This is a genomic window from Thermodesulfobacteriota bacterium, assembly GCA_026415035.1.
Classification (GTDB): Bacteria; Desulfobacterota; BSN033; order BSN033; family UBA1163; genus RBG-16-49-23.
In genome coordinates this window covers 35,703-56,554 of sequence record JAOAHX010000021.1, presented here as the reverse complement: position 1 = coordinate 56,554, position 20,852 = coordinate 35,703, and the positions used below count along the sequence as shown (strand labels likewise).

Below are 20,852 nucleotides of genomic sequence, written 5' to 3'. Positions count from 1 at the left end.
ATCTTAGAATTTCTTCTGCCTCCTTCCATTCCCCGGAAATCACTTCTGTAACAGGAAATCCATATTCAGCATATTGAATCGCATCCTGCAGAACGTCTGAAAGTCTCATGGTTCCGTATCGTTCCAAAGCCTGATTCCATCCATGAAGCGCTCCTGGGACAGTGACGGATAATATTCCTCTTTCGGGCATCTCCTTCATCCCTTGCTGATGAAACCACTCGAGCCTTGCTCCATAAGGAGCTCGACCGCTCGCATTCATTCCGATTAAACGCTTCTCTTTTGCCAGATAAATCAGGGCAAAGGCATCGCCTCCTATTCCCACATTATAAGGCTCAACCACACTCAGGGTGCTGACCATGGCAACAGCCGCATCAATGGCGTTGCCTCCTTTTGCCAGGATCTTATACCCCGAAAGGGTCGCCAGAGGTTGACTGGCCGCAACCATCCCCTGTGTACCCATTGCCACAGAGCGTTGTGCCGAATTCTTCCATTCCCGCTTCTGTGTGTAAGTGAAACGCAAGATCAGCCCTCCTCTTTCTGGATTAAAGCCATCATAAATGAAAAAAATGGCTGGGTCAAAACCCAACCCCTGGCTATTGACACATCGTCTCTCATCTTAAAAAAATACCCTATAATCTATCGAAGGAGGCTGACCATGAGGAAAATCCGTTACTTATTTTTCATCTTCTCTGGCTTCTCACTCATTTTTGCCCCCGTCGTAAATTCCCAGGAGACCTACAAAGTCGGGGCAGCCATTGCCCTTTCAGGAAGCATCGCCGTTTATGGAGAAGGATTCAAAAAAGCGATCGATCTGGCCACCGAGGAAATCAATGGCAAAGGCGGAATTAAAGGAAAGAAACTCGAAATCATCTATGAAGATAACAAAAGCACTCCCAAGGATTGTGTCAATGCCGTTCGAAAGCTGATCACCGTCGATAAAGTGCCCGTGATCATCGGGCCGGCTGCAAGCTCCAATTTCATGGCCGCTGCGCCCGTCGCCCAAGAAAGTAAGGTCGTCATGATCTCGGCCCAGGGAGCCGCCCCCGGCCTGACTAAAGCCGGAGAGTATATCTTCAGGGTCTTCCCCTCCGATGTCTTGCAGGGGAAAGGAATTTCGGACCTTTGCCTCCAGTTGAAATTTATGGAAGTCCCTATCATGTATGTGAACAACGATTGGGGACTTGGCCTCAAGAATGTTTTTGTAGAAAACTTCAAAAAGGCGGGTGGAAAGGTGTTAGACGAAATTCCTTACGAAGAGAAGAAAACCGATTACCGGACCGAACTGCTCCGGGCGACCAAGGGAAATCCGAAGGCGGTCGTCAATCTCACCTATATCGTCGAAGGGTCGGTCATGTTCAAACAGGCCTACGAAATGGGCATACAAACCCAATGGATCGTCGGCTCGGCGGCAAAAGCCCCAAAATTAGTGGAATTGGCGGGGAAAGCGGTGGAAGGGATTATCGGCACTTATCCTGTGTTTTCTCAGGAGACCAAGGAGTATCAAGCTTTCCGGTCTCTCTGGACAAAGAAATATGGAGACGCTAAGATTCCCATCTTCGCGGAATATAACTACGATATGGTCCATCTCATCGCCAAAGCCATCGAAAGAGGAGGGTATACCTCTGATGGGATCCGAAAGGCCCTCTTTGAGGTGGCCAGGGGATATCGAGGAGTCACAGGGGACAAAACCTTCGATCAAGACCGAGGCGTTGGCAGTGAATATGGCGTCTGGACCATTAAGGACGGGCAGATTATCGATTATAAAAAATAAGGGGATTCCCCTCGGAATTGAAGGGAGTTAGGTTCTGAAGAGATCTCTTCTTCAGAACCTAATTTTTTGAAATGTCCTATCTTTTCCAATCCCTCTTTAACGGCTTATTGGCGGGTTGTATCTATGCCCTGTTTGCCATGGGACTCACCATGGTGTATCGGGTTCTGAACTTTGTCAACTTCGCCCATGGAGAATTGATCATGTGGGGCGCCTATTTCCTTTACTTATTCATGGGCAGCCCCTTTTACTTTCCCCTGTATGTGGCTCTCCTCCCTGCGCTTGGCTCCACGATGTTGCTCGGTTTGGGGATGGACCGGGTTGCGTTTCAACCCCTCCGCCAGGCCAATCGCCTCACCCTCCTCATCGCGGCCCTGGGCCTCTCGTTTTTTCTCCGGAACGGGGCTCAACTCTTTTGGGGAGCCGAACTCCGGACCTACGGGTTCGAAATCCAACGAGGGTGGAAGATCTTTCACATCCGCATCACCGCGAACCAAATGGCGATCATCCTCACCACCTTGGCTTGCATCCTGATGGTCTATCTCCTGCTTTATCGGTCGAAAATCGGAAAATCGATGCGGGCCGTCTCGGACAATCTCGAATTAGCCCGGGTGACGGGAATCGACGTGAAAAAGACCATCCAATTCACCTGGATCATTTCTTCGGCCCTCGCTTGCGTGGGGGGCATTCTGCTGGCCCTCGACACGAACCTCCAGCCGGGAATGGGGATGATCAACCTGGTCAAAGCCTTTGCGGCCATCCTTCTTGGAGGGGTCGGGAAGGTATGGGGAGCTCTCTGGGGGGGGATTTTCATTGGGTTGGCGGAGAATCTTGGGGTACTGTTTATCTCGACGGGATACAAAGATTCGATCGCTTTTGGGATCATGGTGCTCCTCCTCCTTTTAAAACCGTCTACCCTTGGGGTGGACCAGGAATAAGGAAGCGATGGACCTCCTCCTCCATCTCTGGATCATGATTTTCATCTATTCTATCTTTGCCATGAGCCTCAACCTCCAGATGGGTTATACCGGTCTCTTTAATTTTGGTCACATCGCTTTCTTCGGGATCGGAGCTTATACGTCTGCCCTGCTCACCCTCCATCACTTTCCTTTTGCTCTGGCCTTTTGGGTGGCGTTAGCGGCTTCGGGCCTTTGCGGTTTTCTCCTCAGCATTCCCAGCCTCAGGCTTCGTGGCGATTATTTTGGAATCGCCACCCTGGGCTTTGGTGAGATCATTCGAATGGTCTCTCAAAACGAAGTCTGGTTGACCAAAGGGCCGATGGGGCTCCCGGGCATTCCCAAACCTGTCCTTTTCTCCTACCGGTTTGGGACGCTCCCCCAGTATCTTTTATTGACCTTCGGGCTAACCCTCCTCACCTTTCTCATCCTCAGAAGGGTCATCCGGAGTCCCCTGGGGCGCACCTTCAGGGGAATACGAGAAGATGAGATCGCCCTGATGGCTCTGGGGAAGAATACGTTCCATTTCAAGATCAAATCGGTCCTGATCGGGTCGGTCTTCGCAGGGCTGGCAGGAGTCCTTTGGGCCCACTATACCACCTTCATCAGTCCGGGTGACTTTACGCTTTCTGAAACCATCCTCGTTCTGCTCATCGTGGTTCTGGGAGGGAAAGGAACGGAATGGGGACCTTTGGTGGGAGCCTTTGTCTTAATTTTCTTCCAAGAATCCTTGAGATTTCTTAAACTCCCTGCCGAATGGGGGCGTTATCTGGCTCCTCTGCAACAGATGATCTTCGGGGCCCTTCTCATCTTTTTAATGGTCTATCGTCCCGAAGGCCTGATCCGAGAAAAGGGAGGGGGAAGATGATCGAGACCAAAGGTCTGAGCAAGTCGTTTGGAGGGGTCCAAGCGGTGTCGGATTGTACCTTCTCCCTGAACGGACATGCCATCACGGGTCTCATCGGTCCCAACGGGTCCGGAAAAACGACCCTATTCAATCTTATCACGGGATTTCTTCTGCCGGATTCCGGGGAGATCTATTTTAAGGGGAAACGGATCGACGGTCGTCTCCCTCACGAGGTCGCCTCGGCGGGAATGGTCCGAACGTTCCAGATGACCCGTGTCCTGGCCAAAATGACGGTTCTGGACAATATGCTCATCGCCTGCCCCCGACAGACGGGGGAAACCCTTCGCTCCCTCTTTCTCAAATCGAAGGCCATCCAGGAAGAAGAGAAGGCCCATCGCAAAAGGGCCTTAGAGTTGATCGAGTGGGTGGGGCTTTCCCATCTGAAAGATCAATGGGCTGGAAATCTTTCCTACGGACAACAAAAACTATTGGAGCTGGCGAGGGCCTTGATGGCCAACCCCAAGATGATCCTTCTTGACGAACCCACTGCTGGGATCAACCCGATGATGATCCGGACGATCCTGGAGTTGATCCTCAAGATGAAGGAATGGGGGGTGGCCTTCTTTATCATTGAGCACAATATGGATGTGGTCATCGAGCTCTGTGAATGGGTTTTTGTTCTGGATAACGGCAGAAAGATTGCGGAAGGAAAACCCAAAGAAATTCAACAAAACCCCAGGGTGATCGAAGCCTATCTGGGCGTGTGAATGACGAGGATTAAAGGTATCCAGCACTCGGGGGTTAAGGGAAAACCGATTGCTTCTGTGGAAGGTCAGGACCCTTTCATCCCTGATCCCGAATAGAGAGACCATGGCAGAGTCTTTTTTAGAAGTCCGGGAGGTTTATTCTGGATATGGGAGGATCGAAGTCCTCCACGGGGTCTCCCTCTCCGTGGCCTCCAAGGAGATCGTCTGTATTATTGGACCAAATGGATCGGGAAAATCCACCCTTCTTAAAACCATCTTTGGTCTCATCCAACCGACCCGAGGCTCCATCCAATTTTGCGGATCTGAAATCTCCCGTAAAGGACCCGAAGAAAAAGTAAAGTTGGGCATGGCCTATATCCCTCAGGGGAAAAACATCTTTCCTTCCCTGACCGTAATGGAAAATCTCGAGATGGGGGGGATTCTCTTAAAAGATTCGTTTTTACTCAGGAAGGCCGTTCAGGAGATCTGGGAACGTTACCCCGTCCTGGAGAAGAGAAGGAAGATAAAAGCCGGGTCCCTTTCCGGAGGCGAGAAACAAGTCCTCGCCATGGCCCGTGCCTCCCTTACCCAACCCAAACTGATCCTTTTGGATGAACCCTCCATCGGTCTGGCTCCCAAGGTCATCGACGAGATGTATCATCACATCTATGTCACCAACCAGGAGGGAGTCACCCTCCTCATCGTGGAACAGAATGCTCGAAAGGCCCTTCGCTTGGCACATCGAGCTTATGTTCTCGATCTTGGCGTGAACCGGTTAGAGGATACGGGAGAAGGCCTTCTCAATAATGAAGAGGTCAAACACCTCTATCTCGGCAGGTAGGATCGGGGCTCACGGAGCTCCCTCCCAACAAGGAGAAAACATTTATGAGAGAAAGGGATCGGCCGATTCCGCAACCCCGCCAGAACTCCTAAAATGCCTGCCTCCTCCTGGGACAACCCGTCGAGATCGCCAAGACTTAGGACGATTTCCTTAAATTCGGACAGGCCGGTTCCCTAACCTTTGGCCAGGAGATGCCTCCCGAAATCGACCAAAGCCTCGAGGCCTCTTCCGAGGCAGGATTCCCCAGACCAGGCATTCCCTTTTCGCCTATGAAAATGACAATGAAACCCTTTTAAATCAGGATTTGGGTCAATTGTCCCCGGAAGGAGAATGTGCTAAATTTCCCTTGGATGAAAAAGACGATCCCTATCCATGGCATCCTTGGATTTTTTCTACTGGTTGTCTCCGAGGTCCTCCATTTCAGGAAGGTCGAGCCTTTTTATCGTTGGTTTTACTGTTTTGCCTGGTGGTCCTACATCCTCTTCATCGACGGCCTCATCTACCGTTTGAAGGGCAACTCCCTCTTGATGAGCCGAAGACAAGAATTTTTCCTCATGATCCCCTGGTCGGTCTTCCTGTGGCTCATCTTCGAGGCGGCCAACCTCTCCCTCGAAAACTGGTATTACATCAACCTCCCGCATTCGAGGATGGAAAGGTGGCTCGGGTATTTTGTCGCCTACGGAACGGTCCTTCCCGGAATCTTTGAAACGACCGAGCTTTTGGAGACGCTGGGACTGTTCAAACACGCCTCCATGAAAAAGATTTCCTTTTCCCCGAAAAGGCTCAATTTCATGATCGGCCTTGGTGCCCTCTGCCTTGTCTTCTCGATCGTTTTTCCCCGATACGGTTTTCCCCTCATCTGGGTGGGATTCATCTTTCTATTGGAGCCGCTCCTCTACCGATTCGGGGGAAGGTCTCTGTTAAGGGAGATCGAAGGGGGAAATCCAAGGAAAATCTACCTCCTTCTCTGGGCCGGCCTGATCTGCGGCCTCCTCTGGGAGTTCTGGAACTTCTGGGCCCACGCGAAATGGGTTTACACGGTCCCCTATTTTGAGGATCTGAAGGGTTTCGAGATGCCCCTCCTCGGTTTTTTGGGCTTCCCACCCTTCGCGGTTCAGGTCTATGGGATGTATAATACGATCTCCCTCTTCCGCTTCGGAAGAGGCTGGGAAGAGGCCACCTACTGCCTCAATCCCGAGAGGAAGACGAGGCCCCTCACCGTTGCCCTCGCCTCCCTTCTCATCGCCTCCTTTTCACTTCTTATCTTCGACGCCATCGACCGAAAGACGGTCGATTCGTTTGAAACCCGGCTCCAAGATGCCTACTGGATCGATCTTAGATGGCGGGAGGATTTTCCAAGGGTCGGGATTGCGAGGCTGGAGGACCTTTTGAAGAAGACCCGCACCAAAGAAGAGAGGGAGGAGCTTGCCTTAAGGATCCTCCTTTCGAAGGAAGAATTGAACCATTGGAGGGAGATGTCGGCCCTCGTCCTGTTAAAGGGATTGGGAGTGAAGAATCTCCGCCTCCTCGAAGAGATCGGGATTCGCTCCATCGCCTCCCTGGCCTCGGAGGAGGCGGATCGCCTCTATGATAGGTTAAAAACCCATTTCCCAGGCCAACCCATCCCCAGCAAGGCGAAGCTGAAGATTTGGATCAAAGAGGCGAGGAAAAACCTCCCCTAGGGCTCTTCTCTTCATTAACGGGCTTGCCGGTTTCGGGGTTAGAGATGAGATATGGTGCGATGAACTTCCCGGTTAAACCGATCCTTCAAGAAGTTGAAGAAATCGGAAGGTTGGGCTTCGATTATGTCGAGCTGACCTTCGATCCCCCCGAGGCGACCCCCCAGAAGGTATTAAGTCAGCGGCGGTCCCTCCTCGAACTCCTCGACCGATACCACCTTGGAATCCTCGGGCATCTTCCCACCTTCGTCTGGACCGCCGACCTGTATGATAGCCTCCGGGAGGCCTCCCTTCAGGAAAATCTGAAGGCCATCGAAGCCTCAGCGGAGCTCGGAATCAAGAAAGTCGTCCTCCATCCTGGTTATATCACGGGGATGGGAAAGTTCATCATCGATAAGGCGAAGGCCCATGGATTGAAATCGATCGAGATCCTCTTGAAAAAGGCCAACGGACTCGACATCACGCTCTGTATCGAGAACATGTTCCCCCAGGCCCACTTCCTCACCGACCCCAAGGAATTCAAGGAACTCTTCGATGCCTTTCCCGAACTCCGTCTTGCCCTCGATATCGGACATGCCAACCTCGGAGGGAACCGGAACGCCTCCCTCGAATTTGTCCAACGATACGGACACCGACTCGGCCATGTCCATGCCAATGACAATTTCGGCAAGGAAGATAATCACCTTCCCATCGGGGCCGGCCTCATCGACTTTGAGAAGATCCTCAAGGCCCTGAAGCAGACCCCCTACGATGAGACCCTGACGCTTGAGGTCTTTTCGAGGGACAGGGATTACCTTCGGATCAGCAAGGAGAAGATTCAGAGGATGTGGGAGGCCCTTTAGAGAGGATCCCTGGTCGATCCGCCCTGATCGCCGAAAGGGATATTGAGCCCCTCTCGGCCCCAGAAAATTCCCCTCCCTACTCGGAGAGTTTGATAAAGGTGCCGTTCCTTCTGGCATGACGGATCGCCCATCTCATAAGGAAGGCCTCAAGGGCCAAGTAGAATCCGGTCAAACCGAATCCCCAACCCATCAGGACGCCCCCCTCCCCTTGGAAGCCGTAGAAGGATCGAAAGGCCTCGAGAAAATAGGTCAGAGGAATGGCCCGGGCGATCTCTGGCAGCGGGGAGGGCAGGATGGAGACCGGATAGTAGATCCCGCAGATCAAGGCCGTCAGGCTGGTGATGGACCAGGCCGCCACCTCGGCTTTGTAGCCGAAGAGCAGGACGAGCAGACAGACCGCGATCCCGATCGAGACGGAGACGAGAAAGAGGCCCAAAAGAAGGGTGACGAGAGGAAGAACGCCCCCATGGAAGAAATTGAACCCAAAGGCGAGGCCGCTAAATAGGGCGAGGAGGAAAAAGACGAGTAAGGAGCGCGCCATGCCGATCAACCAGGCCCCAGCGATGAGCTGATAGGGGTGGATGGGAGCGATGAAGGTGTGTTTCATCGCCTTGGCCCAAAGGTCATAGAGAAGGGCATAGGCCACGTCGATCTGACAGACCTGGATGAGGCTCATCGACATGACCCCGATCAGGATGAACCCCCTCATCGCTTCATCCAGGCCAAGAAAGACGGTCAGCAGGCCAACGGAGAAGAGGGCGATGAGGGGCCAGAAGAGGATCTCCGAAAGGCTGAAGACGTTCCTTCGGGTGATGATCCAGTTCTTATAGGAGAAGGCCTTGATCTGGATCCATCTCTTTTGAAAATTCGATAAAGACATCCTCGAGATCCGTCTGCCGCAGGCCGATCCTTTTGATCCGTGTCCCGCCCTCCGAGAGGTGGGCGATCAAGGGGCCTGCCCTCTGTTCGGCCTCATCCACGAGAACCTCGCAGATTCCGCTGGTGATCGAATAGGTGATGACCCCTTCGAATCGAAGGAGCTCATCTTCCGGAAGGGGGCCTTCAAACTCGATCCGGATCACGTCGCCCACCCGGATGGCCCGCTTCAATTCCTGGGGGGTTCCAATCGCGAGAATCTTCCCCTCTTTCAGAAAGGCAATCCGGTGGCAGAGGAATTCCGCCTCTCTCATGTTGTGGGTGGTCAGGAGGATGGTCATCCCATTCCCCTTCTGAATGTTCCGGATCTGATCCCGAATCCTGCCCGAGACACTGGGGTCCAGACCGACCGTGGGTTCATCAAGGAAGAGCAGGGAAGGATTGTTGAGCAGGGATTTGGCAAGGGAGAGCCTCTGCTTCATGCCCGTGGAGAGGCGATCGAAGGGAACCCTGCGGTGTTCCTGAAGATCGAAGAGGTCGATCAACTGGTCGATCTTCTCCTCCCTCTCCCTCCTCGAAAGACCGTAGAGCATCCCATAAAACCGGAGGTTTTCTTCCACCGAGAGGCTCCAGACAAAATTGGCATTTCCGCTGGAGAGATTGATCATCCCCCGGACCCGATCTCCGTTCTGGAGAAGGTCGATCCCGAAGAGGCGGACCTCCCCTTGGTCGGGCAGCAGGAGGGCCGAGAGGATCGAAAGGAGGGTCGTCTTCCCTGCTCCGTTGGGCCCCAAGATTCCGAAGATCTCTCCCGGATGGACCTCGAGATCGATCCCTTTGAGGACCTCTTTCTCTCTCCTCTTCCACCAACCCACGCGAAAGGATTTGGTGATTCCTTTGGCTTCGATGGCCAGGTTCATCTTCCGTCCAAGGGCGATTCTCTCCTCGGATGGATATTTCTAAAACATGGAGGGATGCGAAACAAGGGACCGTGGAGGAGAGGAAGTTTCAAGCCCGGTCGGGATATTTTATAATTGGATCGATGGAGAAATTCATCGAAATCATCGGTGCCAAATCCCACAACCTGAAGAATATCTCCTGTCGGATTCCGAGGGGGAAGACGACCGTCATCACGGGGGTTTCAGGCTCAGGCAAGTCCACCCTCGCCTTCGATACCCTCTTTGCCGAGGGGCAGAGGCGTTACATCGAGTCCCTCTCGACCTACGCCCGACAGTTCCTCGAGAAGATGGACCGGCCCGATGTGGAGGCCATACGAGGCATCCCTCCTGCGATCGCCATCGAACAGAAGAACACGGTAAAGAACGCCCGCTCTACCGTGGGCACCGCCTCTGAAATCTACGACTATCTTCGGCTCCTCTTCGCCAAAATCGGCGAGGTCTTCTGCCCAGCCTGTGAGGTCAAGGTCTCGGGAGATACCGTGGAAAGTGCGACGGAGACGATCTTAACCCGTTATCCAGGCCAGAAGGTGATCCTCACCTCTCCTGTCCCGTTGCCAAAAGAGAAGGCCGAAACAAAGCTCAACGAACTGATCCAGAATGGATATTACCGGATCTACCAAGAGGGAGAAATCCTCAACCTGACCGATCTCCCCCCCTCCCATTTCAAGAAAGGTCAGACCCTTCATCTGATCATCGACAGGATCTCCACCGAAGAGAAGAACCGTTCCAGGCTCAACGAGGCCGTCCAGAGCGGCTTCGCTTTGGGAGGGGGAAGGATTGAGGTGATCACCGAAGACGGCCGGAAAATGGGATTCAACCGTAGCTTTTCCTGCAATCTCTGTGGGAGAGAATTTGCCGAACCCGAACCCCTCCTCTTCTCCTTTAACAGCCCCCTGGGAGCCTGCCCCACCTGTCAGGGATTCGGCAGGGTGATCGGGATCGACTGGCAGAAGGTGATCCCCGATCCTAAAAAGAGCCTCAAGGAGAGGCCCTTCGCCCCCTGGAACACGCCTGCTTACGAAGACCTTTATGACTACCTTTTCAAGGCCTGCCGTCGTTTTCGAATCCCCCTCGATAGGCCCTTCCAGGAGCTCTCCCCCGAACAGAAGGAGGTCCTCCTCCAGGGGAAAGAAGAATTCATCGGCCTCAAGGGGTTCTTCGAATGGATGGAGGGCAAACGCTACAAGGTCCATTACCGCGTCTTTCTCAGCAGATATCGAGATTATACGCCCTGTCCCACCTGCCAAAACACCCGTCTCAAAGAAGAGGCCCTCTATGTCCGGGTGGCCGGAAAGAACATCGCCCAGCTTTCGGACATGCCCGTCTCCGACCTTTACGCGTTTTTCGAGGGCCTCTCCCTGGGGGAATTTCAGAGGAAGATCGCCGGAAGGCTCCTCAAGGAGATTCGGGACCGGATCCGGTTCATGCTCGATGTGGGACTGGATTATCTCACCCTTTCCCGGCAGACCCGAACCCTTTCGAACGGCGAGTATCAACGGATCACCCTGGCGAGGGCCTTGGGATCGGGCCTCACCGATACGCTCTACGTCCTTGACGAGCCGAGCATCGGTCTCCATGCGAGGGATACCCACCGTCTGCTCAAGGCCCTGGGCCATCTCAAGGCGAGGGGGAATACGATCGTCGTGGTCGAGCATGATCCCGAGGTCATCCGGTCTGCCGATCACATCATCGATCTCGGCCCCGGTGCAGGGAAGGATGGCGGAAACGTCGTCTTCGAGGGGGAGGTCTCAGCCCTTCTGAATAGAGAGGATTCCCTCACTGCCCGATACCTGAGAGATGGGCTCTGCTCGGGAATGTTCAAGCCCCACCGGAACCCATCGGGTTGGATTCTGATCCGAAACGCCCGGCACCATAATCTCAAAGGGGTGGACGTCCGGATCCCCCTCAATGTCATGGCCTGCGTCACCGGCGTCTCGGGCGCCGGAAAAACGACCCTGGTTCACCACATCCTCTATGCGGGGTTCAAATGGAAACGGAATGGAGAGGCGGGCCTCGAGAGGGGTTCCTTCGATTCGATCGAGGGCTTGGAGAAGATCGATGACCTCATCCTGGTGGATCAATCCCCCATCGGGAAAAGCCTCCGGTCGAATGCAGCCACTTATATCAAGGTCTTCAGCGACATCCGGGACCTCTTTGCCAGAACCCGGGAGGCGAAGCGGTACGGTTTTCTGCCCCGCCACTTCTCGTTCAATACGGCCGGAGGGAGATGCGAAGCCTGCCAAGGCGCGGGCATCCAGGTTTTGGAGATGCAATTCCTTGAGGACGTGATCATCACCTGCGAGGCCTGCGAGGGAAAGAGATTTCGCGCCGAGATCCTGGAGGTCCGGTACCAAGACAAGAACATCTCCGAGGTCCTGGACCTGACCGTGGAGGAGGCCCTCTCCTTCTTCCAGAATCACCCTAAAATCGTCTCAAAACTGGAATTCTTAAAGAAGGTCGGCCTGGGCTATCTCACCCTGGGACAGCCGACCAATACCCTGAGCGGAGGAGAATCTCAGCGGCTCAAGCTGGCCCTCCATCTCGGGGAGGGTGCGAAAGGGAGGAACCTCTTCATCTTCGACGAACCCACCACCGGCCTCCACCTGGCCGATATCGAGGTCTTCCTGAACGCCGCAGAGGAGCTTCTCGACCAGGGCCACAGCCTCCTGATCATCGAACATAACCTCGACCTGATTCGCCGGGCCGATTACATCATCGACCTCGGACCCGAAGGCGGGGAGGAAGGCGGCCGGATCGTCGCCGAGGGAGACCTTCAGGCGATCATGGCCTCGCCTCGATCTTACACCGGGCAGTTTTTGAGACGGAGGCTTCAAAATTCATAAATCCGAAATCGGCAGTTCGAAATCCGAACCGATGGGCCCTTCCGAACCTCCTCCCTCCCTTTTTGAGAAAGAGGGCTTCCCTCGAGGTCCGGATTTCAATAAAGCTTCGGAATCCGAATTTCTTGCCCCAAGATTTTAAATCTCTGTCCTCTGTTTCAGGCAGCTCAGCATCTGCTCGAGGCGGGCCTTATCAAAGCCGATCATCACTTCGTTGCAGGCGGCGATGACCGGGACGCTCCGGGCCCCCGAGATCCTCACCATCTCATCGAGGGCGGCCCGATCTTTGGTCACGTCGTACTCGGTAAAGGCATAGCCCTTCTGCGAAAGGAACTCCTTCGCCATCTTGCAATAGGGTCAGGTGGGCGTCGTATAGACTTTGATCTCTTCGGCGGCCATAGGAACCCTCCTCGGAAACTTTACTTCCAATTTATCCCCTTTCGCTCTTCCCTGTCAACCTCTGGTCGACCTCGCCCTCCCGCCCCCTTTCTTCACCGGTCGGGGAACCCTCTGAACTTTCTTTCGGCCTCGCCCACCCCCTTCTTTCAAGGAATCGATCGTGGGCCAGGGGGTGGGGCGGATGACAGAGCCATTGAGGATCGAACTGGCTCTTGATGGCAAGGAGCCAACGATGATAGTTGGGACCATACGCCGGGCCGGTGAGAGAGAGGGGCTGATTGGGACCGAGCATCGCGGTATAGAATCGATTTCGAATGTTTTCCTCAAGGCTCTTCAAGAAAAACCGGTCTGCCGCCTCCAAAACCTCCTCGGGGTCCCAATAGATCAGATACTCCGAATAACCCAGATGCCCCATCTCGATGCTTTGAAACCATCCCCTCTCCCCGTAGTCGGGCATCAGGGGAGGCGTGTAGCCCTGTTTCAAATCGGCCATGGCCTCTCCCTGTAAGATCGCATGGTTTAGAGTATCGGAACTATATTCGACCGAAAGGTACCCTCCGCACATGAGCCACATCCCGGCCGAGTCCGCATTCTTGAACCATGACTCGTCGGTGGGTTTCGTCCTCCGGATTTCCCCTCCGAGCTCGTTAACAATATCGTAAAGCACCTTTTCTTCATAGGCCATCTGCTCTTCAGATCCATATCCGATGAGGAGAACCCTCAGGAGATGGAACTTCTCGATGCTTTCCTCGCTCTCCTCGGACCACCGTTTCCAGAACTCCTCCTTGCTTTCTGACCTCGCCACGGTCCTCCAGAAAAGCGGAACCCTCATCACGGCCGCCCCGATCTCGGCCTTTCCGATCTCGTAGACGGCCTTTACCAGCGACTCCCGGTCTGGCATCCGGATATTGACCCATTTCACCCTCTCCTGCGGAAGCCTCAAGGCGGTGTGGGGCGAAATCCCTTCGGGTCGAAGGGGTTCGGGTTGGAAGGGCATCAGCTTCAGGGCCATCTTCGTGACGATTCCGAAGGACCCTCTCCAGCCCGTCCCTCCCCTCAACAGCCCGCGAAGATCGGGGCCCGGACCCTCTCCCCAAAAGGGGTCCTCCTCCGTGCTCAGAGACCCTAAGCGGAGGACCTCTCCATCGGGAAGGACGAGCTCCGTCCCGAGGATCCTTCGCTGGGCAAGGCCAAAGCGGTAGCTATGGGGAGAGGTCCCGTCATTGATCATGTTGGCGATGACCGAAACCTGCCCCCCTCCACCTCCTACCAGGACGTACATCCCCCTCCTGAGGGCCTCGGCCTGAAGCTGGGAATAGACGATCCCGGGCCCTACCACGGCCATAAGGTGGTCCTCGTCGATCTCGAAATGGGCCATCCTCTTGAGATCGATAAGGAGGGCTCCCTCCACGTGGGGTGCCGATTTGGCACCATAGAAACCGGTGCTGTAAGGGACATAGGGGATCTGAAATCGATAACACGTCTGGACGATTGCCTGGACCTCGGGGGTCTCCGCCGGAAGGACGACCGCCGCTGGAACCCGGGCCATCACCTTCTCATAGCCAAGCCCGCATTCATATCCCCGGGGGCCTGCCCGGTATCCCTCGCAGAGCACCGGATCCATCGTAAAATATTCCCTCCCCACGATCGATTCCAATTCCTTTGAAGCCTCTTTCGGTATCATCTTTCGACACCTCGCGGCTCGAACCCCCATGGGTCCTCCTCCCATCGCTGAGGAAATGACCTCCGAAAGGTCGAGGAGCTGTAATTCTCCCTTTTTCTCCTTCGCCGCGTTTAGAAAATTTCTCTTGCAGCGAGGGCAGGCCGAAACGATGGCTTCGGCCCCAAGGTCGAAGGCCTCTTCTATTCTCTGGCCCGCAGACCAAAGGGCAAAATCGGGAAAGGCCTCCAAGGTCCCCCTGCCTGCCCCGCAACAGAAACTATTCTCTCTATTCCTGTGGAACTCCATCAAGTGTATTCCCGGAATCCGATCCAAAATTTCCCTGGGGGGATGATAGACCCCGAAAGTCCCGCGCCTCCTAACCAATGGGGGATCGAGCACACCCCATCGCCTCCGTTCTCCCGACCATCTCGTCCAGGGTTCGCTCAGCCGGCTAAGGCTGCACGAGTCGTGATAAGCAACCCTCTTCTCCAAACGATGGCTGAAACTTATCCTCCCCTCTATTATCCCCTCGTAAACAAACTCGGCCAGATGTTTCACTTCGAAACCCAGTTCATGGGTGGAGAGGCCGAAGATTTTGGGGTAGTCGACCTTCCACATCCGGTAACACTCGGCGCAGGTTGTCAAAAGCGTGGTGGCTCCGGACTTTCTGATGCTCTGGAGGTTAAGCTCGGCTTCTCTTTTGGCCTCTTCAATCATCCCGACCGAGAAGAGGAGATTTCCGCAGCACCTCTCATCTTCCATGAGCTGAAAAGGGACCCCGGAGGCCTCCAAGATCTTCACCGTGGCCTGCGGGATTTCAGAATGATAATAGGAACCATAACACCCGACAAAATAGAGGACCTTCGCTCCTTCGGTCAGACGGATGGCACGGGAGAGCCATCCCTTTCTCCCTTCGTAAGGAAGCCCGAAGAGATTCCCCTGTTTTTCGATCTGATGGGCGATCTCCCGATGGACCGGCATGGGACCCAGGCCATCCTTGACCAGCTTCACCCGAATCGCCTCCAGGGCGAGACCGATCTCGAGGTCGAGGTTCCTTTTGCATCCCACATCGCAGGCGCCACAGAGGGGACAGGCGTAGAAGAGATGGCGAAGCGTCTCGGAGGGAGGGAGTCGCCTTTCTACATAACCCAGCCCTATCCTCATCTTTCCATAAGCGCCAAAGGCGTCGTAGAGGAAGTGGGCGGCGCTGGGACACCTCGTGGAGAACCGGACCCCTGGCATATAGATATGATCGACCCAGAGGCACCCCTTGCACCGGACGCATCCCTTCAGTTCGTAGAGGAAATTTTCGATCCGGTTGATGTCGAGTTCGATCCTTTCAGCCACTTTATCCTCTAAAAACAGAGCCTACCAGGATTCATCAGTTGAAGTGGGTCGAAGACGGCCTTTACCTTTTTGAGCGCCCTCGCATATGCCGACGCCCTTTCGAAGACGAGCGTTGAGGCCTCTCCATACGGCCGGGTGAAGAAAGCCCCCTCTGCCAAACAACGTCGTACCCCTTCCCGGAAGAGTATTTGGATTCGTTCCCTTTCGGATCCGTCCTCAGGATCGTAGTAGAAATGGAACTCCAGATGGCAGGCCCGGTTGTGTTCGATGGGCTGAAGGTAGAGGCCGATGTCTTCCCCCTCGTATCCAAAGGAGTTCGCCATATCCTTGACGATCTCCGCGAACCGTTCGACCCGGGAGGGCTTGGTGAGGAAGAAGAGGCTTTGACAGCCTTTCTTCCACCGGTGCTTCCAATACGTTTCCGGATCGGGCCAAGGGCTTCGGAGGCCTTTCACAAACTCCCCGGGTGGAGGGCCATGAGGAATCTCCTCAAGGACCCTCTCTTCGGGAAACCAATTTTTGAGGGCCTCTCTCAAGAGGGCCTCCTCGTAGGCGATCTTCAATTCAGGACGTCGTTGAAGGCCGCTGAGGACGATGAAGATGGCATGGGTCGGCAGTTCCCCGTCGGCCCCTCCTCCCCCCCTGTTGAGGATTAAAGAGAGGACTCTCCGGTTGAGCAGAAAACACTCCTGCCCCACCCGAAGCCTCAGGATTGTTGAGAGAAAGGCCAACCCTTGTGAGAGGTTCGAAAGGGGTACGAAGAAAAGTTTATCGATCTTCGGAAGGGTTTCGATCTTGAGACTGGCCCAGGTCACCACGGCCAGGGTTCCCTGGGCGCCCTGTAAAAGCCGGTAGAAATCTATTCCGGGGCCGGTCGGGTTGACCCCTCCTGCGATCGAATCAGGATACCCTGGCGTGCTGGCCGAACCTGTCCGGAAGATCTCGCCGTTGGGCCAGACCACCTCCATCCCTTGAAGGGGCTCCCCGTACTCGTAGACCGTGTTCACAAGCGGCTCCCTTTCCAAGAGGTCGGTGATCACCGACCTTAAGGGATGGGGGAAGAGTGGCATCATCACCCTTAATCCCTTCTCCCTCAAAGCCGGACAGAGTTTCCCCCACGATACACCCGCTTCGATCCTGACCCTTCGGTTCGACTCGTCGATCTCCAGAATCCTGTCCATCTCCGATAGGTCGAGGACAAGCCCCCCCTTTTGTGGTATCGTGAGGCCATAAAAATGGACCCTCGAGCTGGAGGGAACGATCGGAACCGAATAGTCTCGTGCAACCCCGAGGACAAATCGAACCTCTTCGGCGGTCTTCACCTTGACCACCCCTTCCGGCCTTTGAGGAGGCGAAAGGCTAAAATCCCTCGAATAGGGCTCCAATCTCAAGGGGTCGCAGATAAACCTCTCGGGACCGAATCGATCCAATAATTTTTTTGCGATCCCCATTGCTTCTCCTTCTCGAAGGGTCTATTATTAACACATACCCCTCCCCTCAACCAAGTAAACCCAAACAGGGGGAAATGAGAAAGAGGAACCTCCTTCCACACGACATCGAGTCTCTCTTGGAGGCCGCCAGAGACTTTCGTTACCTCCTCAACCGGGGGTTTCCGAGAAAACCGTCTCTAGAACTGGTAGGAAACCGCTACCAACTCACCTTCGCTCAACGCCATCTCCTTCACCGGGCGATCTTTTCGAAGAGTGAATCGAAATGGAGAAGGGCCAAACAGGTCTCTCTCTCATATCTCCGGGGGAAGGATCTGGCCATAGATGGCCATAATGTCCTCATCACCCTCGAAGCGGGGCTCCGCGGGCGTCCCCTCGTCCTCGGCGATGATGGTTTCGTCCGGGACATCTCGGGCCTTTCCAAAAACTACAAGGCGTCAACCCAGACCGACGAGGCCCTCTCCCTGATCTTCGACCTTCTGAAAAAGGCCGAACCCGGAAACACCCTCTTCCTGTTCGATGCGCCCATCTCGAAGAGCGGCGAGCTGGCTCGGAGGATCGAAGCCCGTTTGAAACGGGAGGGAATCTCGGGTGAGGCCCACGCCGTGAAGGTTCCAGAGAACATCCTGAACGCCTTTCCGGGGGTAGTGGCCACGAGCGACACGGCCATCCTCAACCTGGCCAGTCGGGCGATCGACCTGGCCGGCCATATCCTGAAACGCCGCCTAAAACCACCCTCCCTGACCTACCGGTGGTGGAAAGTCCACTGCTCGCCAATTCAACCTTGACAACCTTCCCCCATTGACGTATAAAGGGGGGCAGAATTGGATACAGTATACAGGTAGGTAGCCCGGAGGTCTTCCCTTTGGAAAATTTGCTCGGCGGCCTCAACCTCCAAAAGCGGAAACCCCTTCGTGAAGTCGTCTACGAGGCCTTAAAAAGGTCGATCCTCCACGGGAAATTGAAGGGCAACCAGAGGCTTGTCGAGGAGGCCCTGGCCAGGCAAATGGGGATCAGCCGCACGCCCGTCCGGGAGGCCTTCCATAAGCTGGAGCAGGACGATCTGATCAGGCGCCTTCCCAGAGGAGGATTCGCCGTCCGCGAGTTCACAAAGGAGGACGTCGAGGAGATCTTCGGCATCCGCATCGCCCTGGAGAGCTATGCCGCCTACCTCGCCACGATACACATGACCCCCGATGACCTCTCCGCCCTCGAAAAAAAGATAACCGAATCGGAGACGGCCTTTAAGGAGGGGGACGATAAGAAGGCGGTTCGTCTCTTCACCGAATTTCACGACCTCCTCTATCGGTCCTGCAAAAGCAGGAAATTGATCGAGATGATCCATGGGTATCGAGACTATTTCTTCCGTTATCGATCGGCCCTGCTCCATACCCGCAATGGGTTCAAGAGTTCGGTTTCGGACCATCGGCAGATGCTCGACGCCATGAAAAAGAAAGAGCCTCGCCTCGTGGAGAGCCTTGTCCGGGCCCATCTGGAACGAGGGAGGGAGATTATCCTGAAGGAGATCCGGGAAGGGAGGCTTATCCCTTAAGCCCACCTTCCTGATCATCGAGGAGAGAGATGGAGAGAAAGCTTCGCATTTTGGTCGCCAAACCAGGATTGGACGGACATGATCGGGGAGCCAAGGTGGTTGCCCAGGCCCTCCGGGATGCCGGCATGGAGGTCATTTACACCGGCCTTCACCAAACGATCGACCAGATCGTTCAGACCGCCTTGCAGGAGGACGTGGACGTGGTCGGCCTGTCGATCATGTCCGGGGCACATCTGCCCATCTGTGAAAAGCTGATGAAAAAGATGAAAGAGAAAGGTCTGGAGGACAAAACCGTTGTGGTCGGAGGGGTCATTCCCAAAAGGGATATCCCTCTCCTTCAAAAGATGGGCATCAAAGGGATCTTCCCTGGGGGGACCCCTTTCGAAGAGGCGATTCGCTGGATCAACGAGAACGTCAAACCGAGACCTTGAGTCACATGGGGGCATAACATGGGCGTGGCCAGATATATCAAGAACGAAAAGGACGAGATCCTCGATGTGATCCTCCAATCCGGGATTCATGTGAAGCCGGTTTACACCCAGAAGGACCTCGAGGAGGTCGGGTTCGACCCCGAAAAAGATCTCGCCCTTCCCGGCGTCTATCCCTTCACCAGGGGGATCCATCCGCAGGGATACCGGAGCAGGGAATGGACCACCCGGCAATATACGGGCTTCGGCACCCCCGAGGAGACGAATGAACGCTTCAAATTTTTAATTTCCCACGGACAGACCGGCCTCAATGTCGCCTTCGACCTTCCCACGCAGATGGGGCTCGACTCCGACGATCCCCTGGCAGAAGGGGAGGTGGGACGGGTGGGCATGGCGGTTGATACCTTGAGAGACTTCGAGATCGCCTTTAAAGACATCCCCCTCGACCGGATCGGGGTCGGCCTGACCATCAACGCCGTGGCCAGTATCATGCTGGCCATGTTTCAGGCCACAGCAGAGAGGTATGGATTCAAGAAAGACCGGGTGAGCGCCACCCCTCAAAACGACATCCTAAAGGAGATGATCGGACGGGGGGCGTGGATCTTCCCGGTCAGGCCTGCGGTGAGGCTCATCGGTGACACGATCGAATATTCCATGAAGGAACTCCCCCGGACGAACCCGGTCAGCGTCTGTGGTTACCATATCCGGGAATCCGGGTGCACCCCGGCCCAGGAAATCGCCTACGCCTTCGAAATCGCCAACACCTACATCGACGAGGTCCTCCGAAGGGGTTACCAGGTGGACGATTTCGTTCGGGGTTTCACCTTCAATTTCAACGTCTTTGGAAACCTCTGGGAACAGGTGGCCAAATTCAGGGCCGCCCGCAAGCTCTGGGCCAAAAACCTGAAAGAGCGCTACGGGGCCAAAGATCCTCGTTCGCTCTATCTCCGTGGGCTCTTCGGCGGAGGCGGCTATGGGATGACAAAGGCTCAGCCGGAGAATAACATCATCCGGGGGGCGTATTATGCCCTGGCCGCTGCCCTGGGAGGGGCCCAGACCACGGCCCTCTGCTCCTTCGACGAGGCCTATACCATCCCGACCCCGAGGGCAGCCCTCCTCTCCCTCAGGACCTTCCAGATCTTGATGGAGGAGACAGGACTTCGCGATACCGTCGACCCCCTTGCCGGCTCCTATTTCATCGAGACCCTCACCAAGCAGATGGAGGAGAAGATCCTTGAAGAGATGAGACGGGTGGAGGAGATCGGCGGGATGATCCAGGCGGTCGAGACGGGTTATGTGCAACGGGAGGTGGCCCGACAGGCCTATGAATACGAAAAGGGCATCCAGAGAGGGGAATTGATCCTGGTCGGGGTGAACAAATATACCGAAGGGGAGGAGATGGAGGTCGAGCTCCATGAATATCGATGGGAGTCGGCCGAAGAGCAGATCCGACGAACCCAGGCGGTGAGGCGCGAGAGAGACAATCGAAAGGTCGCCCAACTTTTGAAAGACCTCGAAAGCGCCGCCAGGGCGGAGAGAAACGTCATGCCCTATCTCCTCGAGTGTTGCAAGGCCTATGCGACCGTGGGAGAGATGACAAGGGTCTTTAAAGAGGTCTACGGAGAGTTCAAAGAGCCGAGCATCTTTTGAGAAGGAAGTCC

18 protein-coding genes are annotated in these 20,852 nt (G+C 55.1%); 12 read left to right on the top strand and 6 right to left on the bottom strand.

The window, feature by feature from the left end:
• Positions 1 to 586: gamma-glutamyltransferase (locus N3G78_11830; GenBank protein ID MCX8118610.1), on the bottom strand; the 586-nt coding region annotated here is incomplete at its 3' end.
• 69 nt (positions 587 to 655) lie between these two features.
• Between N3G78_11830 and N3G78_11825 the strand changes: the two genes are divergently transcribed.
• The 7 genes from N3G78_11825 (at position 656) to N3G78_11795 (ending at position 7,679) form a co-directional block, all read left to right on the top strand.
• Entirely contained in the window at positions 656 to 1,771 is a 1,116-nt protein-coding gene (locus tag N3G78_11825) for an ABC transporter substrate-binding protein (protein MCX8118609.1), read from the top strand.
• Positions 1,772 to 1,842: 71 nt separating this feature from the next.
• The gene (locus N3G78_11820; protein ID MCX8118608.1) at positions 1,843 to 2,706 is read left to right on the top strand and encodes a branched-chain amino acid ABC transporter permease; all 864 of its coding nucleotides are present in this window, start codon (positions 1,843 to 1,845) and stop codon (positions 2,704 to 2,706) included.
• 7 nt (positions 2,707 to 2,713) lie between these two features.
• Positions 2,714 to 3,592: a branched-chain amino acid ABC transporter permease gene (locus N3G78_11815; protein ID MCX8118607.1), complete on the top strand. Its 879-nt coding sequence runs from the start codon at positions 2,714 to 2,716 to the stop codon at positions 3,590 to 3,592.
• Positions 3,589 to 4,338, top strand: coding sequence for an ABC transporter ATP-binding protein (locus N3G78_11810; protein ID MCX8118606.1), 750 nt, complete (start codon positions 3,589 to 3,591; stop codon positions 4,336 to 4,338). Before N3G78_11815 ends, N3G78_11810 begins: the two co-directional genes overlap by 4 nt.
• A 103-nt stretch (positions 4,339 to 4,441) precedes the next feature.
• Entirely contained in the window at positions 4,442 to 5,158 is a 717-nt protein-coding gene (locus N3G78_11805) for an ABC transporter ATP-binding protein (protein ID MCX8118605.1), read from the top strand.
• A gap of 350 nt (positions 5,159 to 5,508) precedes the next feature.
• Positions 5,509 to 6,840, top strand: coding sequence for a DUF4332 domain-containing protein (locus N3G78_11800; GenBank protein MCX8118604.1), 1,332 nt, complete (start codon positions 5,509 to 5,511; stop codon positions 6,838 to 6,840).
• Positions 6,841 to 6,899: 59 nt separating this feature from the next.
• A complete protein-coding gene (locus tag N3G78_11795) occupies positions 6,900 to 7,679 on the top strand; it encodes a sugar phosphate isomerase/epimerase (protein ID MCX8118603.1) in 780 nt (259 codons plus the stop codon).
• A gap of 76 nt (positions 7,680 to 7,755) precedes the next feature.
• Here the strand turns inward: N3G78_11795 and N3G78_11790 are convergent, their stop codons facing one another.
• Both N3G78_11790 and N3G78_11785 read right to left on the bottom strand, forming a co-directional pair.
• Positions 7,756 to 8,559 carry an ABC transporter permease gene (locus N3G78_11790; protein MCX8118602.1) on the bottom strand — a complete coding sequence of 268 codons (804 nt, stop codon included), beginning with the start codon at positions 8,557 to 8,559 and terminating at the stop codon, positions 7,756 to 7,758.
• Positions 8,504 to 9,475 carry an ABC transporter ATP-binding protein gene (locus N3G78_11785; protein ID MCX8118601.1) on the bottom strand — a complete coding sequence of 324 codons (972 nt, stop codon included), beginning with the start codon at positions 9,473 to 9,475 and terminating at the stop codon, positions 8,504 to 8,506. Before N3G78_11785 ends, N3G78_11790 begins: the two co-directional genes overlap by 56 nt.
• A 122-nt stretch (positions 9,476 to 9,597) precedes the next feature.
• On the opposite strand from N3G78_11785, the gene uvrA reads away from it, so the two are divergent.
• Entirely contained in the window at positions 9,598 to 12,357 is a 2,760-nt protein-coding gene (uvrA, locus tag N3G78_11780; protein ID MCX8118600.1) for an excinuclease ABC subunit UvrA, read from the top strand.
• 135 nt (positions 12,358 to 12,492) lie between these two features.
• On the opposite strand, the gene N3G78_11775 is transcribed toward uvrA, so the two are convergent.
• From N3G78_11775 to N3G78_11765, 3 genes are all read right to left on the bottom strand, one after another.
• Positions 12,493 to 12,699 (bottom strand): NrdH-redoxin, encoded by a 207-nt coding sequence (locus tag N3G78_11775; protein ID MCX8118599.1) that lies wholly within the window; start codon positions 12,697 to 12,699, stop codon positions 12,493 to 12,495.
• An 85-nt stretch (positions 12,700 to 12,784) separates the two neighbouring features.
• A complete protein-coding gene (locus N3G78_11770; GenBank protein ID MCX8118598.1) occupies positions 12,785 to 15,763 on the bottom strand; it encodes a heterodisulfide reductase-related iron-sulfur binding cluster in 2,979 nt (992 codons plus the stop codon).
• An 8-nt stretch (positions 15,764 to 15,771) separates the two neighbouring features.
• A complete protein-coding gene (locus tag N3G78_11765; GenBank protein ID MCX8118597.1) occupies positions 15,772 to 17,214 on the bottom strand; it encodes an FAD-binding oxidoreductase in 1,443 nt (480 codons plus the stop codon).
• 74 nt (positions 17,215 to 17,288) lie between these two features.
• On the opposite strand from N3G78_11765, the gene N3G78_11760 reads away from it, so the two are divergent.
• From N3G78_11760 to N3G78_11745, 4 genes are all read left to right on the top strand, one after another.
• Complete coding sequence (locus tag N3G78_11760) at positions 17,289 to 17,999, top strand: DUF434 domain-containing protein (GenBank protein MCX8118596.1); 711 nt, start codon at positions 17,289 to 17,291, stop codon at positions 17,997 to 17,999.
• 77 nt (positions 18,000 to 18,076) lie between these two features.
• A complete protein-coding gene (locus N3G78_11755; GenBank protein ID MCX8118595.1) occupies positions 18,077 to 18,763 on the top strand; it encodes a GntR family transcriptional regulator in 687 nt (228 codons plus the stop codon).
• 29 nt (positions 18,764 to 18,792) lie between these two features.
• Positions 18,793 to 19,194: a cobalamin B12-binding domain-containing protein gene (locus tag N3G78_11750; GenBank protein MCX8118594.1), complete on the top strand. Its 402-nt coding sequence runs from the start codon at positions 18,793 to 18,795 to the stop codon at positions 19,192 to 19,194.
• 18 nt (positions 19,195 to 19,212) lie between these two features.
• A complete protein-coding gene (locus tag N3G78_11745) occupies positions 19,213 to 20,841 on the top strand; it encodes a methylmalonyl-CoA mutase family protein (GenBank protein MCX8118593.1) in 1,629 nt (542 codons plus the stop codon).
• Positions 20,842 to 20,852: the final 11 nt, after the last annotated feature.

What these genes read in the sequence shown, in the direction of transcription:
- N3G78_11750 (MCX8118594.1), top strand. Translation starts at nt 18,793, where the DNA reads ATGGAGAGAAAGCTTCGCATTTTGGTCGCCAAACCAGGATTGGACGGA.
- N3G78_11810 (MCX8118606.1), top strand. Translation starts at nt 3,589, where the DNA reads ATGATCGAGACCAAAGGTCTGAGCAAGTCGTTTGGAGGGGTCCAAGCG.
- N3G78_11820 (MCX8118608.1), top strand. Translation starts at nt 1,843, where the DNA reads ATGTCCTATCTTTTCCAATCCCTCTTTAACGGCTTATTGGCGGGTTGT.
- N3G78_11800 (MCX8118604.1), top strand. Translation starts at nt 5,509, where the DNA reads ATGAAAAAGACGATCCCTATCCATGGCATCCTTGGATTTTTTCTACTG.
- N3G78_11775 (MCX8118599.1), bottom strand. Translation starts at nt 12,699, where the DNA reads ATGGCGAAGGAGTTCCTTTCGCAGAAGGGCTATGCCTTTACCGAGTAC.
- N3G78_11760 (MCX8118596.1), top strand. Translation starts at nt 17,289, where the DNA reads ATGAGAAAGAGGAACCTCCTTCCACACGACATCGAGTCTCTCTTGGAG.
- uvrA (MCX8118600.1), top strand. Translation starts at nt 9,598, where the DNA reads ATGGAGAAATTCATCGAAATCATCGGTGCCAAATCCCACAACCTGAAG.
- N3G78_11785 (MCX8118601.1), bottom strand. Translation starts at nt 9,475, where the DNA reads ATGAACCTGGCCATCGAAGCCAAAGGAATCACCAAATCCTTTCGCGTG.
- N3G78_11765 (MCX8118597.1), bottom strand. Translation starts at nt 17,214, where the DNA reads ATGGGGATCGCAAAAAAATTATTGGATCGATTCGGTCCCGAGAGGTTT.
- N3G78_11790 (MCX8118602.1), bottom strand. Translation starts at nt 8,559, where the DNA reads ATGTCTTTATCGAATTTTCAAAAGAGATGGATCCAGATCAAGGCCTTC.
- N3G78_11745 (MCX8118593.1), top strand. Translation starts at nt 19,213, where the DNA reads ATGGGCGTGGCCAGATATATCAAGAACGAAAAGGACGAGATCCTCGAT.
- N3G78_11815 (MCX8118607.1), top strand. Translation starts at nt 2,714, where the DNA reads ATGGACCTCCTCCTCCATCTCTGGATCATGATTTTCATCTATTCTATC.
- N3G78_11795 (MCX8118603.1), top strand. Translation starts at nt 6,900, where the DNA reads ATGAACTTCCCGGTTAAACCGATCCTTCAAGAAGTTGAAGAAATCGGA.
- N3G78_11805 (MCX8118605.1), top strand. Translation starts at nt 4,442, where the DNA reads ATGGCAGAGTCTTTTTTAGAAGTCCGGGAGGTTTATTCTGGATATGGG.
- N3G78_11825 (MCX8118609.1), top strand. Translation starts at nt 656, where the DNA reads ATGAGGAAAATCCGTTACTTATTTTTCATCTTCTCTGGCTTCTCACTC.